Genomic DNA, 14,982 nt, shown 5'->3' with positions numbered 1-14,982 from the left:
CCCTCAGACGCCCGGAGGGGGCACTTTGCGGCAACTCACGAACGGGCACTCCCGGCCGCGCGCGTGCGCCGCTAGAAGACGCTGGTGCCGAGCAGGGTGCCGACCAGCCAGGTGACGAAGAGTGCCGCGGCACCGCCAGTGACCACGCGCACGGTGGCGCGGGCGAGGCGACTGCCGCCGAGTCGGGCGCCGAGCGCGCCGGTGAGGGCCAGGGCCACCAGCACGGCGAGGAACGTCACCGGGACCCGGACGTTCTCCGGCGGCAGCAGGATCGCCAGCAACGGCAGGATCGCTCCGAGCGTGAAGGCCAGGGCCGAGGCGGCGGCGGCGTGCCAGGCGCTGGCCACATCCTCTTCGACGATGTTGAGTTCGAGCGAGAGGTGCGCCTTGAGGGCATCCTTCTCGGTGAGCTCGAGCGCCACCTGGCGGGCGGTGGCCGGGGCCAGCCCGCGCTCCTCGTAAAGGGTGGTGAGCACGTCGAGTTCGCCGGCCGGGTCGTCGCGCAGCTCGCGCTTCTGCTTCTCGATCATGGCGCGCTGGCTGTCACTCTGGCTGCTCACCGAGACGTATTCGCCCAGCGCCATCGAGATGGCCCCGCCGACGAGCCCTGCCGCGCCGGCCGCCACGATGGCCGGCGTGGAGGCGCCGGCACCGGCGACGCCGACCACGATCGCGGCCACGGACACGATGCCGTCGTTGGCGCCGAGCACGCCGGCGCGCAGCCAGTTGAGCCGGGTGGCCAGGCTGCCGCCCAGCGAAGCGCCCTCTGTTTGGGCGCGCGGTGCGGCATCCGGGGCGGCGTGAAAGGGCCTGAACAGCGGGGGCGAGAGGATGGCCATAGAGTCACCATAGGCACCCCCCGCCGACTCCGCCAGCCTGGAAAGCCTTGCCTAATCCCCCTGATCAGAGGATGGAAAGGCTAACCTAATCGGCGGCAATGCCCAGCTGTGGTCTGCGGCTGCCGCCTAGAACGGCACTCCGCACACGAGCGCGGCATTGGCGAACGCGGTGGCTTCCCCGGTGCGCACGAACACCCGCGCAGACGCCGAGAGCACCTTGAGGTCACCGTGTCCGATGTACTCGATGTCGGTGAAGCGCCCGCTCAGCCAGTCCCCGGCCTCCGTGCCCTGTGCCTCCGACGCGGCCACGCAACGCTCGACGACGAGTTCGCCCAGCAGCGCGTCGAGAACCTGCTCGAAGCGCGGCACGCCGTGCACCAGGGCAAGGTCGATCACCGGCACGCCGGCGGGTGCGGGCATGCCGCAGTCCGCGACGAGGACGATGTCACCGTGACCCAGGCGGCTGAGGGCCGCGTTCAGGTCGGCGTTCAGGATGCCGGCGCGTTTCACGGGTGTGCCTCGTTCTTCTCGGTGGCGGAGTCGACCGCCGAATCGGCGGCTGCATCGGGACGGACCTCGGGAAGGCTGTCGCCCTCGTGCGGATAGGACGGCTGCGTTCCCCGGGACTGCACTGCGAACGCCCCCACCCGCACGGCCAGCCGGGCCGCCTCGCGCAGGGTGTCGCCGGCGGCGAGCCGGGCGCTCACAGCGCCCACGAAGGCGTCGCCAGCGCCGGAGCTGTCGACCGCCTCCACGACGGGGGACGCCACCGTTTCGGTGCCCTCGGCGTCGGAGACGATCGCGCCGAGCGCACCGCGGGTGAGCACAACAGAGGCCACCCCCCACTCGCGCAGCCGGGCCACCGCCTCGGCGTCCGTCGCGGGTGGCGCTGTGCCGGGCGTGAGCTGCGCCAGGAGCAGCGCGGCCTCGTGTTCGTTCACGATCAGGGGGTCGGCGGCCGCGATCGTGGCGGGGTCGAGCTCGATCACCGGGGCCAGGTTGAGCACCAGGCGCCCGCGGGTCAGCCGGGCGGCGGCGGCGCTTCCTGCTGCGGGGATCTCGCCCTGCAGCACCACCACGGCGGCCCCGGCGATGAGGCCGGCGCTCTGGCCGACGACACCGGCATCCACCGCGGCGTTGGCCCCGGGGATGACGACGATGGTGTTCTCACCGTCGGCGGCCACCGTGATCAGGGCCAGGCCGGTGGGCCCGTCCACGGCCCGCACGCTGGACAGGTCGACCTGCGCGGATTCGAGGATGGCCGTGGCCGAGGAGGCCAGGGCGTCCAGGCCGACCGCGCCGACCATGCTCACCCGGGCGCCGAGCTGGGCCGCGGCGACGGCCTGGTTGGCGCCCTTACCGCCGGGCAGAACGGTGATCGAGGTGCCGATCAGAGTCTCGCCCGGCAGCGGATGACGCGCGACGGTGGTGACCTGGTCGGCGTTGATCGAGCCGACCACGACAACCCCGGTCAGGGTCGCCGCGGAGTCTGGGTGCGGGGTTGGCGGGGTCACTTGGAGAAGTCGCCCACGTTCGTCTTCGTGACGGCAACGACGTCGACGGGGACTGTCGCTTCGACATCCTCACCGTTGATGGCCTTGACGGCCAGTTCGATGGCGAGCTTGCCGAGTTCGGCGGGCTGCTGGGCGACGGTGGCGTAGAGCGAGCCGTCCGAGATGGCGGTCAGGCCATCCGCGGTGCCGTCGAAGCCCACAACGGACACCTCGGAGCCGGCGCGAGCGCCGAGAGCCTGGATGGCGCCGAGGGCCATCTCGTCGTTTTCGGCGAAGATGCCGGTGACACCGGGGTTGGCCTGCAGCAGGTTGGTGGTGACGTCGAGTGCGGAGGCCCGGTCGAAGTTCGCGGTCTGCTCGGCGACGACGGTGATGTCGGGGTAGGCGGCGATGCCCTCGTCGAAGCCGGCGCCGCGGTCGCGGCTGGCGGAGGTGCCCGATACGCCCTGCAGGGAGATGACGGTGCCCTTCTCCCCCATGGCTGCGGCGAGCTCGTCGGCAGCCTGCTTGCCGCCGGCGACGTTGTCACTGGCGACGAGGGAAGTCAGGTCGGCGTCGTTGACCGTGCGGTCGACGCCGATGACCGGGATGTCGGCGGCGATCAGCGCGTTCACCGAGGCGCTGGCGGCGTCGGAGTCGACCGGGTTGACGATGACGGCCTTGGTGCTTCCGGCGGTGGCCGTGGCCAGCTGGTTGGCCTGGGTGGCGGAGTCGTTCTGGGCGTCGACGATGTAGAGGTCGACGCCGGCCTCGTCGGCGGCGGCCTGGGCGCCGTCGCGCAGCTCGACGAAGAACGGGTTGTTCAGGGTGGAGATCGCGAGCACGATCTTCGGCCCGCTGGCCTCGTCGCCGCCGCCGCGGCCGCAGGCGGTGGTGCCGGCGAGGATCAGTGCTGCCGTGGCGGTGACGGCGGCGATACGGCGAAAGGAGGATGACTTCATTGTGTTTCCTTTGTTGTGGTGGGTCGGTGTGAGGTAAGTAGGGAAAAGGCTCAGCTGTTACGGGTCTTGCGGCGCAGCACGTCGGCGCCCACCGCGAGGGCGATGACCAGCCCGATGACCACCTGCTGCCAGAACGACGACACGTTGAGCAGGTTGAGTCCGTTGCGGATGACGACGAGCACCAGGGCGCCGATGAAGGTGCCGGAGATCTTGCCGAGCCCGCCGGAGAGCGACGCTCCGCCGATGACGACGGCGGCGATGGCATCAAGTTCGTAGCCGGCGGCGGCCTGCGGCTGGGCGGAGTCGAGCCGGCCGGCCAGGAGCAGTCCGGCCAGCGCGGCGAAGAGGCCGGCGAGGGCGAAGACCGTGACGATGATGCGCTTCACCGGCAGGCCGGAGAGCCGGGCGGCCTCGGCGTTGCCGCCGACGGCGTACATGGAGCGCCCGAGCACGGTGCGGTTGAGGATGAAGGAGGCCACCAGCGCGGCCAGGACCAGGATCACGATGGGCATCGGCACCGGGCCGATGTTGCCGCCGAGGAACGACACCTCAGGGGCGGTCTTGATCGGCCGGCCGTCGGAGATCACCAGGGTGAGGCCGCGGGCCACGCTGAGCATGGCCAGGGTGGCGATGAAGGAGGGCAGCTTGCCGTAGGCGTTCGCGGCGCCGTTGATGACGCCGGCGAGCAGGCCCACGACGAGGCCGCCGACGAGCGCCATCCAGCCGGGCAGGCCGGCGCTGACGAAGAACCAGCCGGAGGCCATGGCCGAGAGGGCCGCGACGGCGCCGACAGACAGGTCGATGCCGCCGGCGACGATGACGAAGGTCATGCCGAAGGCGAGCACCGCCACTGTCGACACCTGGATGCCGATGTTGAGCAGGTTCTGGCCGGTCAGGAAGTCCGGCGTGGCGATGACCAGGGCGATGCAGAGCACCACCAGGCCGACCAGGGCGCCGTTGTTGGCCAGGAAGGTCTTGTAGTCGAAGGAGCGTCGGGTGGGCGCGAGCGTGGTCGTGGACATGGTTTCAGTTCCTTCGGTTTCAGCGCTGCGCGGCGACGTCGCGGGCAGCAAGAGTCATGACGGTGTCTTGGGTGGCATCCGCTGCGCTGAGTTCGCCGGCCAGCCGGCCGTCGCGCATGACGAGGATGCGGTCGCTCATGCCCAGGATCTCGGGCAGTTCGCTGGAAACCATGACGATGGCTCCACCGGCTGCGGTGATCGAGTTCATCAGTTCGTAGATTTCGACCTTGGCGCCCACGTCCACACCGCGGGTCGGTTCGTCCAGCAGCAGCACCGTCGAGGCGGCGATGATCCACCGGCCGAAGACGGCCTTCTGCTGGTTGCCGCCGGAGAGTGAGCGGATCGGCTGGTCGATGGTGTGCATCCGGATGCGCAGCTTCTCGGCCACGGCCTCGGCGCGGCGGCGCTGGCCGGTGAAGTCGGCCAGGCCGAGCTTGGCGCTGGAGGCCAGGGTGGCGTAGCCGAGGTTGTCGTTGACCGAGGCGTCCAGCACCAGGCCCTGGCCCTTGCGGTCTTCGGGCACGTGGCCGATGCCGGCCCGGATGGCCGCCTGGATGTCACCCTTGGGCAGCTGCGCACCGCGTACGGCGACGGAGCCGGTGTCGTATTTGTCGGCGCCGGCGATGGCGCGGATCAGTTCGGTGCGGCCGGCCCCGACGAGCCCCGCGATGCCGAGCACCTCGCCGGCGCGCACGGTGAAGCTGATGTCGTCGAAGTGGCCGACGCTGGTGAGGTTGGTCACCGTGAGCACCTCGGTGAGCGCGGGAGTCTCGTCGGCGCGGCGCGGGAACTGGTCCTCGATGCTGCGGCCGACCATGAGCTTGACCAGCTCGTCTTCGGGAGTGGAGGCGGGAACCTCGGCGATGAAGTGGCCGTCGCGGATGACGGTGACGGTGTCACCGACCTCGGCGATCTCGTCGAGGTGGTGGCTGATGAAGAGCATGCCGACGCCCCGCTGGCGGAGGTCGGCCATCACGGCGAACAGGGCCTGGGTCTCGTGCCGGGTGAGCGCGGCGGTGGGTTCGTCGAGGATCAGCACACGTGCGTTGATGCTCAGGGCCTTGGCGATCTCCACCAGCTGCTGCCGGGCGATGCCGAGCTGACCGACCGGGGTGTCCACGTCGATCTCGAGGCCGATCAGCGCCAGTGCCGCGCGGGCCTGCCGGCGGAGTTCCTTGCGGTCGACCATGCCGAGCTTGGTGGGCATCCGGCCGAGCATCACGTTCTCGGCCACGCTCATGGTGGCCACGAGGTTGAGTTCCTGGTGGATGGTGGCGATGCCGTGTTCTTCGGCGGCGCGGGTGCTGGGAAGGCTGGTCACGGCGCCGTCGACGAGGATCTGGCCGCCGTCGGGCTGGTAGACGCCGGCGACCATTTTGATCAGGGTGGACTTGCCGGCGCCGTTCTCGCCGAGCAGCACCTGCACCTGGCCGGGGTAGACACTCACGGTCACGTCCTGGATGACGGTGACCTGGCCGAAGGTCTTTGTCACGTTCTGTAAGGTGATCAGGGGTTTCACGGTCATTGCTGGCTCCTTTGCTCAGGCTGTGTCGTGGGGCGGATGGGCGTGGCCGAGGAGGCCCGCACAATCAGTTCGCTGGGTAGCACCACCGACTCCGGGGTGTGCCCGGCGATCACCTGCAACAAAAGGTCAACGGCGATCCGGCCCATGTCTTCGACGCTGTGCGCGATGACGCTCAGCGCCGGGTTGAGCAGCGCGAACCACTCGATGTCGTCGAAGGCGACGAGGGCGATGTCGGTGCCGATTCGCAGACCGAGCCTGTGCAGGATGCTGATGGCGCCGACGGCCATCAGGCTGTCGGCGGCGAGCAGAGCGGTGGGCGGGTTGGTGAGGTCCATCAGGGTGTGCACGCCGGCCGAGCCGCTGGCGGCCTGGTAGTCGCCGAAGTAGACCAGCTCCGGGTCCTGGCTGAGGCCGGCCTCGGCGACGGCGCGGGTGAAGGACGCGAAGCGGTCCCGGCCGGTAGAGGTGGCCTGTGGGCCCGAGATGTAGCCGATCCGGGTGTGGCCCTGTTCAGCGAGGTGCCGCACGGCCTGGCGGATGCCGGTCTCGCTGTCGGTGGTGACGCTGGGCAGGTCGAGGCCGGGAACGGTACGGTCCACGAGCACCGTGGGAATCTCGCGCTCGATCAGGGCGCGCAGCCGGCCGCCGTCGTCGCCGACGGGGGCGACGATCACTCCGTCGACCCGACGGGAGATGAGGGTGTCGAGGTAGCGGTCCTGCTGGTCGTTACGCTCGTTGGCGTTGCCGAGCAGGGTGACGTAGCCGGCCGAGAGGGCGGCCTGTTCGGCGGCGTGCGCGAGGTCGGCGAAGAAGGGGTTGCGCACATCCGGTACCAGCAGGCCGAGGGAGTTGGACCGGGTGGACCGTAGGGCCTGGGCCTGGGCGTTGGGCTGGTAGTCCAACTCGGCGGCCGCGGCGGCGACGCGTTCGCGGGTGTCGGCCGAGGTGGCCGGGTTGCCCGACAGGACCCTGGAGGCCGTGCCCACCGAGACGCCAGCGAGGGCGGCGACGTCCTTGATCGTTACGGCTTCCACAGCCACTCCCTTGTGTGTGCGTGCTTGGTATTGCTGATGACTCCGGCGACCCGTGGAATCGTTTCCATGGAATCGTTTCCATCGTACGTCGCGGAACAAGACGTGTCAACCGGGCCGGCTGATCCGACCCGGGTGGACTGCGCAGATCCGGTCAGCGGCGCCCGACGAAGGTGTCCATCGAGCTGTACACGCCGAAGACCCGGCCGGCCACGACATCCCAGGCCGCCAGCGGCAGCACGCCGCGCAGTTTCTTGGAGAAGCCGACGGTCCACGGCATCAGCAGCTGGGGCGAGCCTGCGAGCATCGCCCGCCAGACCCGGTTGACCACGTACTCCGGGGTCATCACGGGGGTCAACAACGGGCCGCGGGCGCCGTCGAACATGCCCGTGGAGATGTAGCTGGGCGCGATGGTGCTCACCCGCACGTGGTCGAAGCCCTGCTGGGCGAGCTCGAGGCGCAGCGAATCGCTCCAGGTGATCACGGCGGCCTTGGAGGCCGCGTAGACGCTCATTCGCGGGTTGGAGAGCATCCCGGCGGCGGAGGCGATGTTGACGATGCGCGATTCGCGGTACGGGTTGCGCATCATGGCGGGCAGGAACTCCCGGGTGATGTACATCGGGGCCAGGGCGTTCACCTGCATCGTGGCGCGGGTGTCGTCGCCGTTGTCGTGCTCCCAGAAGAACGACCCGCGCACGATGCCGGCGTTGTTGATCACGATGTCGGGGTTGCCCACCTCGGTGCGCACCCGCTGGGCGGTCTGCGCGATCGCGCCGAGGTCGGCGATGTCGACGACGTATGGGGCGATCTGGGTGCTGCCGCCGGCACGTTCGGTGAGGATGGCGGCGGTCGCCGTGAGCGCGGCGGCGTCCCGGTCCCACAGGATCACGGCCCGTGCGCCCTCGGCGACGGCCCGCTCGGCGTAGAGGCGGCCCATGCCCACGGCGGCGCCGGTGATCAGCACGCGGGCTCCGGAAACGGTTCGAGTCATGGGTCAATCATCCCAACTCCTGGGCGTGAAGGCCGGCGTCCTCGCCCGCGCGCCCGACACCCGATTACTACGTTGCGTTGCAGAGGGGCGTGCGCCGGCCCGGCCGGCTGGATAGCGTCGAGAAAACGTCGACCTCCCAACCGATCGGACGCCCATGTCTGCCAGCACCGCCACGAGCACCGCCGCCCGCCGCGCCGCGGGGCTCGGCGGCGTGTCGGAGCGCGACCGGACCGTCCGGCCGGCGACCACCAAGGCGGCCCTCGCCGTGGAGTTCGCCGGGCTGGGGCGCACCTTCGCGCCGAGCAGCGGCACCGTGGCATCCGGTGCCGCCCGCCCGGTGCTGCGCGACGTGTCGCTCACCGTGCGTCCCGGCGAGGTCCTCGCGATCCTCGGCACCAGCGGCTGCGGCAAGTCCACCCTGCTGCGCATCGCGGGCGGGCTGGACTCCCCCAGCACCGGCTCGGTGCAGATCGACGGCACGCCAAGCACCGCCTTCGACACCCGCTGCGCGGTGGGGTTCCAGGAGCCGCGCCTGCTGCCCTGGCGCACGGTGGCGGCCAATGTGTCCCTCGGCCTGCCGCGCGGCACCGCACGCGAGGCCGGCCGCGCCCGCGTCGCCGAGCTGCTCGAACTCGTGGGCCTCACGGCCTTCGCCGGGCACCGGCCCGCCGCGATCTCCGGCGGCATGGCGCAGCGCGCGTCGCTGGCCCGCGCCCTGGCCCGCAACCCCGGCGTACTGCTGCTCGACGAACCCTTCGGCGCACTGGATGCCCTCACCCGGCTCAAGATGCAGGACCTCCTACTCGACGTGCACGCCGCCGCCCCCACCACGGTGCTGCTCGTCACCCACGATGTCGACGAGGCTCTGCAGCTGGCCGACCGGATCATCCTGCTCGGCCAGGAGCCGGCCTCGACGGGTGCCGCACAGGCCGTCGGCGGCGCCACGACACCCGGTGCCACGATCGTGCAGGAACTCACCGTGCCCGGCAACCGGCCCCGCGACCGCGGCTCGGCGGAACTCGCCGAGCTGCGCGGGCGCCTCCTCGCGGGCCTCGGCATCGACCGGCACGGCGAGGCCCGAGGTGTCGCCTCGAACACCGGCATCCCGCACTTCCCCTACTGACCAGCCCGACCCCCTCCACGTTCCACCGCACCACATCCACAGCATGGATGCCCGTTCCCCGCCCGCACCCAACGAGAGACTCGCCATGAAGAAACGCTTCACCGCCACCGCCCTGATCGCCTCCGCCGCGGCCGCCGCCCTGCTGCTCACCGGCTGCGTCGCCGGTGAGAACCAGCCCGCCGCCGAGGCAGCCGTCAGCACCGACGACGACGCCGGCATCGTCACCCAGGGCGGCGAGCTCAACATCGACTTCGCCACCTACAACCCGCTCAGCCTGGTGATCAAGGAGAAGGGTTGGCTCGAAGAGGCCCTCGCCGACCAGGAGATCACCGTCAACTGGGTGCAGTCCGCCGGTTCGAACAAGGCCAACGAGGCCCTCCGCGCCAACGCCATCGACGTGGGCTCCACGGCCGGCTCCGCCGCGCTGCTGCACCGCTCGAACGGCTCGCCCATCCAGGTCATCGACATCTACTCGCAGCCCGAATGGGCCGCCCTCGTCGTCCCGGACGGCTCCGAGATCACCTCCGTCGCAGACCTCAAGGGCAAGCAGATCGCCGCCACCCAGGGCACCGACCCGTACTTCTTCCTGCTGCAGGCGCTCGAAGAGGCCGGCCTCGGCCTGGACGACGTCACCGTGCAGAACCTGCAGCACGCCGACGGCTGGGCCGCCCTGCAGAACGGCTCGGTCGACGCCTGGGCCGGACTCGACCCGATCATGGCCGGTGCCGAAGCCGCCGGTGCGGAGCTCATCTACCGCAACGTCGACTTCAACAGCTACGGCTTCCTCAACGCCACCGAGGCCTTCATCACCGAGAAGCCGGATGTGGCCCAGACCGTCGTCGACGTCTACGAGCACGCCCGCGCCTGGGCGCTGGCGAACGAGGAGGAGACCGCACAGATCCTCGCCGACGTCGCCGGACTCGACCTCGCGGTCGCCACGAAGGTCATCACCGAACGCTCCAACCTCGACGTCGACAACGTCCCCGGCGACGCCCAGATCGACGTCCTCACCACGATCGGCCCGATCTTCGTCGAGACCGGCGACGTGCTCGAGCAGAGCCAGGTCGACGACGCCCTCGACAGCATCGTGAACGACACCTTCGCCACGAAGGCCGACCCGACGATCATCGAGTAGCCCGGTGGATGCCGCGCCGGCCGCACGCAGGCCGCCGCGGCATCCGCCTCACCGCCTCGGTTTCACCGCCACACCCATCCCGCACGAAAGGCCACCGATGACCGAGACCCTCGCCCCGGACACGGCGCCCGTCGTGCGCCGGCCGTTGACGTCGCGGCGGAGCGCACGCATCCTCGGCGGGCTGCTCCTGCCGGTGCTGATCCTGATCCTGTGGCAACTCAGCACCGCCCTCGGCCTGGTCACGGTGTCCCAACTGCCATCTCCGGCCATGGTCTGGATCGCCACCGTCGACCTCTTCGACCGCGGCGAACTCACCCTCTACGTGGCCATCTCCACCCAGCGAGTCCTCATCGGGTTCGCCATCGGCGCCGCGCTGGGCCTGGCCGCCGGGTCGCTGGTGGGGCTCTCCCGCGCCGCCGATGTGCTCTTCGCGCCCACCCTCGGCGCCATCCGGGCCGTGCCGTCGCTGGCCTGGGTGCCGCTGCTGATCATCTGGCTGAAGTACGGCGAGGAATCCAAGATCGTTCTCGTCGCCATCGGCGCCTTCTTCCCGGTCTACACCACGGTCGCGCAGGCACTGCGGCACGTGGACCGCCAGCTCGTTGAGGCCGGCCGCGCCTTCGGGTTGCGCGGGGTGCGGCTGTTCACCGCCGTGCAGCTGCCCGCCGTGATCCCGTCGGTGATCTCCGGGCTGCGGCTCGCGCTGGCCCAGGCCTGGCTGTTCCTGGTGGCCGCCGAGTTGCTCGGCGCGTCGATGGGGCTGGGCTATCTGCTCTCCATCTCGGGCACGAACGGCCGCATCGACCGCATCCTGCTCGCCATCATCCTGCTCGCTCTGCTCGGCAAGCTCACCGACGCCATCCTGGGCGTGTTCGAAAAGTGGGCCATCACCAAGTGGGCCTGACCGGCGCCCGCGGCACGCGTCAGGCGCCGCGGCACGCGGCAGGCGCCGCGGCACGCATCAGGCGCCGCGGCACGCGGTAGAGCCTGTGCCGCCGCGACGAAGACCTGCCGCGAGCGGCCACCCGCCCGGCCGCGCAGGTTACGCCGCATTGCGCCGCTGCCTGCAATGGATGCCCGCGCTGCGTAGCGTCGAAAGCGCCCGATAGTCCGCCATCAGAACCAGCCGCCGGAGTGTGCCCATGCCGAACCTCGACACCAGCACCAGCACCAGCACTCACGCCAACACGGACACCCACCCCCCGGCCACCCGCGCTGCCACCGCGGACTGGACCGACACCAGCGCCACCATCCGCAACCTCTCCACCGAGCACCGCCGCTACCCGGCGCCGGCCGCGTTCGCCGCGCGGGCCAATGTCGACGCCTCCTGGTACGAAAAAGCCGCAGCCGACCCGGTCGCCTTCTGGACCGAGCAGGCCAAGCGCCTGGACTGGGCCGAGCCCTGGCACACCGACCACACCTGGCAGCCGCCCGCCCCGGATGCCGACGGCGTCTTGAGCGTGCCGCGAGCGGAGTGGTTCGCCGGCGGAAAACTGAACGTGGCGGTGAACTGCGTCGACCGGCACGTGGCCGCCGGCCGCGGCGACAAGGTCGCGTTCCACTTCGAGGGCGAACCCGGCGACCGGCGCACCCTCACCTACGCCGACCTCGAAAGAGAGGTCGCCCGCGCCGCGAACGCGCTCACCGCCCTCGGCATCGAAAAGGGCGACAGGGTCGTCATCTACCTTCCGGTGATCCCCGAGACGATCATCATCACCCTCGCGGTCGCCCGCCTCGGCGCCATCCACTCCCTGGTGTTCGGCGGCTTTTCGGCCGAGGCACTGCGCTTCCGGGTGGAGGACACCGGCGCCAAGCTGCTCGTCACCACCGACGGCCAGTTCCGCCGCGGCCAGGCCGTGCCGGTGAAGGAAGCCGCCGACGAAGCCGTGTCGGGCACAAACCAGATCGAGCACGTGCTCGTGGTGCGCCGCACCGGCGACCTGACCCCGGACATCCCCTGGACGACCGGTCGCGACGTGTGGTGGCACGACACCGTCGACACGGCGTCCGCCACCCATGAGCCGGAGTTCTTCGACGCCGAGACGCCGCTGTTCATCATCTACACCTCGGGCACCACCGGCAAGCCGAAGGGCCTGGTGCACACCAGCGGCGGTTACCTCACCCACGCGTCCTGGAGCCACTGGGCCGTCTTCGACGCCAAGGACGACGACGTGCACTGGTGCACCGCCGACCTCGCCTGGGTCACCGCGCACAGCTACGTGCACTACGGCCCGCTCTCCAACGGCACCACCTCGGTGATCTACGAGGGCACCCCGAACACTCCGCACCCTGGCCGGCACTTCGAGATCATCCAGCGCTACGGCGTCACCACCTATTACACGGCGCCCACTCTGATCCGCACGTTCATGACCTGGTTCCCCACTGGATTGCCGAGCGAACACGATCTGTCCAGCATCCGTCTGCTCGGCTCGGTCGGCGAGGCGATCAACCCCGAGGCCTGGGTGTGGTTCCGGGAGAACATCGGCGCCGGCCACGCCCCGATCGTGGACACCTGGTGGCAGTCAGAGACCGGCGCCGCCGTGATGGCGCCGCTGCCCGGAGTGAGCACGCTCAAGCCAGGTTCGGCCCTGCGCGCCCTGCCGGGCCTGAGCGCCCTGGTGGTGGATGACGCGGGTCAGCCGGTTCCGCACGGCACCGGCGGCTATCTGGTGCTGGCCGGCACCTGGCCGGGCATGGCCCGCACGGTGTGGGGCAACCCGGAGCGCTACCGCGACTCCTACTGGGCACGGTTCGCCGAGCAGGGCTACTTCTTCTCCGGCGACGGCGCGAAGTACGACGATGACGGCGACATCTGGCTGCTCGGCCGGGTCGACGACGTGATCAACGTGTCCGGGCACCGGCTGTCCACCATCGAGATCGAGTCGGCACTGGTGTCGCACCCGGCGGTCGGCGAGTCCGGCGTGGTGGGCGTAGCCGATGCCACCACCGGCGAGGGCATCGCCGCGTTCGTGATTCCCGCGGTGGCCCCGGCAACGGATGACCCGGCCGCCTGGCTGGCGCTGGCGGCCGAGCTGGCCCCGCAGTTGCGGGCGCACATCACCCACGAGATCGGCGCGGTGGCCAAGCCCCGGGACGTGTTCCTGGTGCCCGACCTGCCCAAGACCCGCTCCGGCAAGATCATGCGCCGGCTGCTCGGCGACATCGTCGACGGCCGCCCGCTCGGCGACGTCACCTCGCTGCAGGACGACACCGTGCCCGGCCGCATCCAGTCGATCGTGGCCGCCGCCCGCGCCGAGCCATCACCCCGCGAAAGCGGTCGTGTGGCTGCCACCCCGCGCTGAGGCAGCACCACGGCCGCTCTCGCGGGCACCACCGCTCGCGCGGGTCAGGGGCGGGCGGCCGCCGCGAGCACCTGGCGAACGGTGTCGGGGTGGCTGAGGATGCGGAAGTGCCCGCCGGTGTCGATTCGCACGTTCTCGGCGCCCGTCAGGATGCTGCCATCCGGGATGTGCGGATCGAACCGCCCGAACACCGACACGATCCGGTCGTTCAGCCGGGCATCGGCGCCGAGGGCGGCGAGCTGCGGGTCGGTGCCGGCGAACGCGCGCAGGCTGGGAGTGGGCATGTACCTGGCGTATCGCGAGCCGGAGAACGGGGTGCTCACCGCCACCATCCGCTCGACACGATCGTCGGGGTCAAGCTGCGTCATCAGGTACTTGCCGATCAGGCCGCCCTTGCTGTGCGCCACGATGACCAGGCGGTTCAGCTCGCGATCACGCAGGTACTCGGCCACGATCTCGGCCGACGGCACCACCGGCCGCCGGTTGGTGTGCAGCGGCGTCACCACGTGCACCGGATGCCCGGCGTCATGCAGCGCCTGGATCAGCGGCCGCATGAAGTGCCAGCTCTCGTAGATCCCTGGGATGATCAGCACCGGCGCCGCCTCGCCCGAGGCGTAGTCGTCGGGGTGCGTGCGGGCGAGGGCACCACTCACCTGGGCGAGAACGGCGTACCGGTAGTCCAGCAGCCAGGAGCCGGCGTTCCGCAGGCCGACGCAGAGCAGGCCCCGCGCCGACCGACCAGGCTTGCGGGTCATGGCGTGACTGGCTCACCATCAGGAGCGGCCGTGCGGGCGTACTCCCGGATGCCGGCCGCCGTGTCGACCGCGGCGCTGAAGTGCACGAGGTGGCGGCCGGGCAGCTCGAGCAGCTTCCCGCGTGTAGCCTGCGCGGCGAGGTGCACGCCCCAGTCGTGGCGTGACACCGGGTCGTCCTCTCCCCGGATCACCAGGGTCGGCGCGTACACCTCCCGCAGCCGCAGGTCGGTGCGGTAGGCGAGCATCGGCCGCAGGGTGGCGAGGTACCAGCGCGGACCGCACAGAAGGTAGTCGCGCACCACGATCATGGTGCCGTTGACAGGTTCCTTCAGGGTGTCCCGGCCGAGGGCAAGAGCCTGGCGCAGCGCCGAAGATCGGGTGGGGTCGGTGACACCACCGATCAAGACGAGGTGGGCGACCACTGTCGGGTGGCGCACGGCCGTCTCGGTCACGAACTGGGCGCCCATCGAATGCCCGACCAGTACGACGGGCCGCCCGCTCAGCATCGGCAGCAACTCGCCGAGGTAGTCGGCGTACTGCTCGATCGACACCCCGTCCGCGGGCTTGGGCGAGCGGCCGAAGCCCGGCAGGTCCACCGAGTGCACCGCGCCCGTGGCGGCCAGCTCGGCGTGCATCCGGTCGAAGTAACGGTGCGACATGCCGATGCCGTGCACCAGGACGAACACCGGCGCATCCGGCGCTTCCGGACCCGGTGTCGAGCGCACAGTGACGGATGCGCCGCTCTCCGGCAGCAGCAGCTCACGCACGCGACCGTCTCCGCTTGCTCGACGTGGTCGTCGTGGG

The 14,982-nt window shown here is 70.6% G+C and carries 14 protein-coding genes; 4 read left to right on the top strand and 10 right to left on the bottom strand.

All coding sequences use genetic code 11. The features are described 5' to 3' along the window. Positions 1-71 precede the first annotated feature (71 nt). The 8 genes from E3O57_RS16360 to E3O57_RS16325 all read right to left on the bottom strand — a co-directional run bounded on the left by E3O57_RS16360 (position 72) and on the right by E3O57_RS16325 (position 7,863). A complete protein-coding gene (locus tag E3O57_RS16360; RefSeq protein ID WP_088457489.1) occupies positions 72-839 on the bottom strand; it encodes a VIT1/CCC1 transporter family protein in 768 nt (255 codons plus the stop codon). A 126-nt stretch (positions 840-965) separates the two neighbouring features. Beyond that, a complete protein-coding gene (gene rbsD / locus E3O57_RS16355) occupies positions 966-1,349 on the bottom strand; it encodes a D-ribose pyranase (RefSeq protein ID WP_088457490.1) in 384 nt (127 codons plus the stop codon). Then, positions 1,346-2,353, bottom strand: a complete 1,008-nt coding sequence (locus E3O57_RS16350) for a ribokinase (protein ID WP_241980077.1) — start codon at positions 2,351-2,353, stop codon at positions 1,346-1,348. Before E3O57_RS16350 ends, rbsD begins: the two co-directional genes overlap by 4 nt. Continuing rightward, positions 2,350-3,294, bottom strand: coding sequence for a substrate-binding domain-containing protein (locus E3O57_RS16345; RefSeq protein ID WP_088457491.1), 945 nt, complete (start codon positions 3,292-3,294; stop codon positions 2,350-2,352). Before E3O57_RS16345 ends, E3O57_RS16350 begins: the two co-directional genes overlap by 4 nt. Positions 3,295-3,344: 50 nt before the next feature. Then, positions 3,345-4,316, bottom strand: coding sequence for an ABC transporter permease (locus E3O57_RS16340; protein WP_088457492.1), 972 nt, complete (start codon positions 4,314-4,316; stop codon positions 3,345-3,347). Between the two features lie 19 nt (positions 4,317-4,335). Then, complete coding sequence (locus E3O57_RS16335) at positions 4,336-5,841, bottom strand: sugar ABC transporter ATP-binding protein (RefSeq protein WP_103479872.1); 1,506 nt, start codon at positions 5,839-5,841, stop codon at positions 4,336-4,338. Next, complete coding sequence (locus E3O57_RS16330) at positions 5,838-6,875, bottom strand: LacI family DNA-binding transcriptional regulator (RefSeq protein WP_088458152.1); 1,038 nt, start codon at positions 6,873-6,875, stop codon at positions 5,838-5,840. Before E3O57_RS16330 ends, E3O57_RS16335 begins: the two co-directional genes overlap by 4 nt. A gap of 151 nt (positions 6,876-7,026) precedes the next feature. Next, positions 7,027-7,863, bottom strand: a complete 837-nt coding sequence (locus tag E3O57_RS16325; RefSeq protein WP_103479873.1) for an SDR family NAD(P)-dependent oxidoreductase — start codon at positions 7,861-7,863, stop codon at positions 7,027-7,029. A 154-nt stretch (positions 7,864-8,017) separates the two neighbouring features. Here E3O57_RS16325 and E3O57_RS16320 point away from each other — a divergent pair, with 154 nt between their 5' ends. From E3O57_RS16320 to acs, 4 genes are all read left to right on the top strand, one after another. Continuing rightward, on the top strand, positions 8,018-8,986 hold the full coding sequence (locus tag E3O57_RS16320; RefSeq protein WP_103479874.1) for an ABC transporter ATP-binding protein: 969 nt from the start codon (positions 8,018-8,020) through the stop codon (positions 8,984-8,986). A gap of 85 nt (positions 8,987-9,071) precedes the next feature. Then, on the top strand, positions 9,072-10,121 hold the full coding sequence (locus tag E3O57_RS16315) for an aliphatic sulfonate ABC transporter substrate-binding protein (RefSeq protein WP_103461232.1): 1,050 nt from the start codon (positions 9,072-9,074) through the stop codon (positions 10,119-10,121). 97 nt (positions 10,122-10,218) lie between these two features. Then, positions 10,219-11,025: an ABC transporter permease gene (locus tag E3O57_RS16310; protein ID WP_088457497.1), complete on the top strand. Its 807-nt coding sequence runs from the start codon at positions 10,219-10,221 to the stop codon at positions 11,023-11,025. A gap of 238 nt (positions 11,026-11,263) precedes the next feature. Next, positions 11,264-13,423 carry an acetate--CoA ligase gene (gene acs, locus E3O57_RS16305; protein WP_103479875.1) on the top strand — a complete coding sequence of 720 codons (2,160 nt, stop codon included), beginning with the start codon at positions 11,264-11,266 and terminating at the stop codon, positions 13,421-13,423. Positions 13,424-13,467: 44 nt separating this feature from the next. Here acs and E3O57_RS16300 read toward each other — a convergent pair whose 3' ends face one another. Both E3O57_RS16300 and E3O57_RS16295 read right to left on the bottom strand, forming a co-directional pair. Further along, a complete protein-coding gene (locus E3O57_RS16300; protein ID WP_103479876.1) occupies positions 13,468-14,178 on the bottom strand; it encodes a triacylglycerol lipase in 711 nt (236 codons plus the stop codon). After that, positions 14,175-14,945, bottom strand: coding sequence for an alpha/beta fold hydrolase (locus E3O57_RS16295; protein ID WP_165787991.1), 771 nt, complete (start codon positions 14,943-14,945; stop codon positions 14,175-14,177). Before E3O57_RS16295 ends, E3O57_RS16300 begins: the two co-directional genes overlap by 4 nt. Between the last annotated feature and the right edge of the window lie 37 nt (positions 14,946-14,982).

Source organism: Cryobacterium sp. TMN-39-2 (genome assembly GCF_004402745.1).
In the GTDB taxonomy this organism is placed as follows: domain Bacteria; phylum Actinomycetota; class Actinomycetes; order Actinomycetales; family Microbacteriaceae; genus Cryobacterium; species Cryobacterium zongtaii.
Note: the sequence above shows the minus strand (reverse complement) of the source record. Positions and strands in the feature narration are given on the sequence as shown.

Coding starts and splice junctions, on each gene's coding strand:
- E3O57_RS16325 (WP_103479873.1), bottom strand. CDS start 7,863: ATGACTCGAACCGTTTCCGGAGCCCGCGTGCTGATCACCGGCGCCGCC.
- acs (WP_103479875.1), top strand. CDS start 11,264: ATGCCGAACCTCGACACCAGCACCAGCACCAGCACTCACGCCAACACG.
- E3O57_RS16340 (WP_088457492.1), bottom strand. CDS start 4,316: ATGTCCACGACCACGCTCGCGCCCACCCGACGCTCCTTCGACTACAAG.
- E3O57_RS16310 (WP_088457497.1), top strand. CDS start 10,219: ATGACCGAGACCCTCGCCCCGGACACGGCGCCCGTCGTGCGCCGGCCG.
- E3O57_RS16360 (WP_088457489.1), bottom strand. CDS start 839: ATGGCCATCCTCTCGCCCCCGCTGTTCAGGCCCTTTCACGCCGCCCCG.
- E3O57_RS16345 (WP_088457491.1), bottom strand. CDS start 3,294: ATGAAGTCATCCTCCTTTCGCCGTATCGCCGCCGTCACCGCCACGGCA.
- E3O57_RS16320 (WP_103479874.1), top strand. CDS start 8,018: ATGTCTGCCAGCACCGCCACGAGCACCGCCGCCCGCCGCGCCGCGGGG.
- E3O57_RS16335 (WP_103479872.1), bottom strand. CDS start 5,841: ATGACCGTGAAACCCCTGATCACCTTACAGAACGTGACAAAGACCTTC.
- E3O57_RS16315 (WP_103461232.1), top strand. CDS start 9,072: ATGAAGAAACGCTTCACCGCCACCGCCCTGATCGCCTCCGCCGCGGCC.
- E3O57_RS16300 (WP_103479876.1), bottom strand. CDS start 14,178: ATGACCCGCAAGCCTGGTCGGTCGGCGCGGGGCCTGCTCTGCGTCGGC.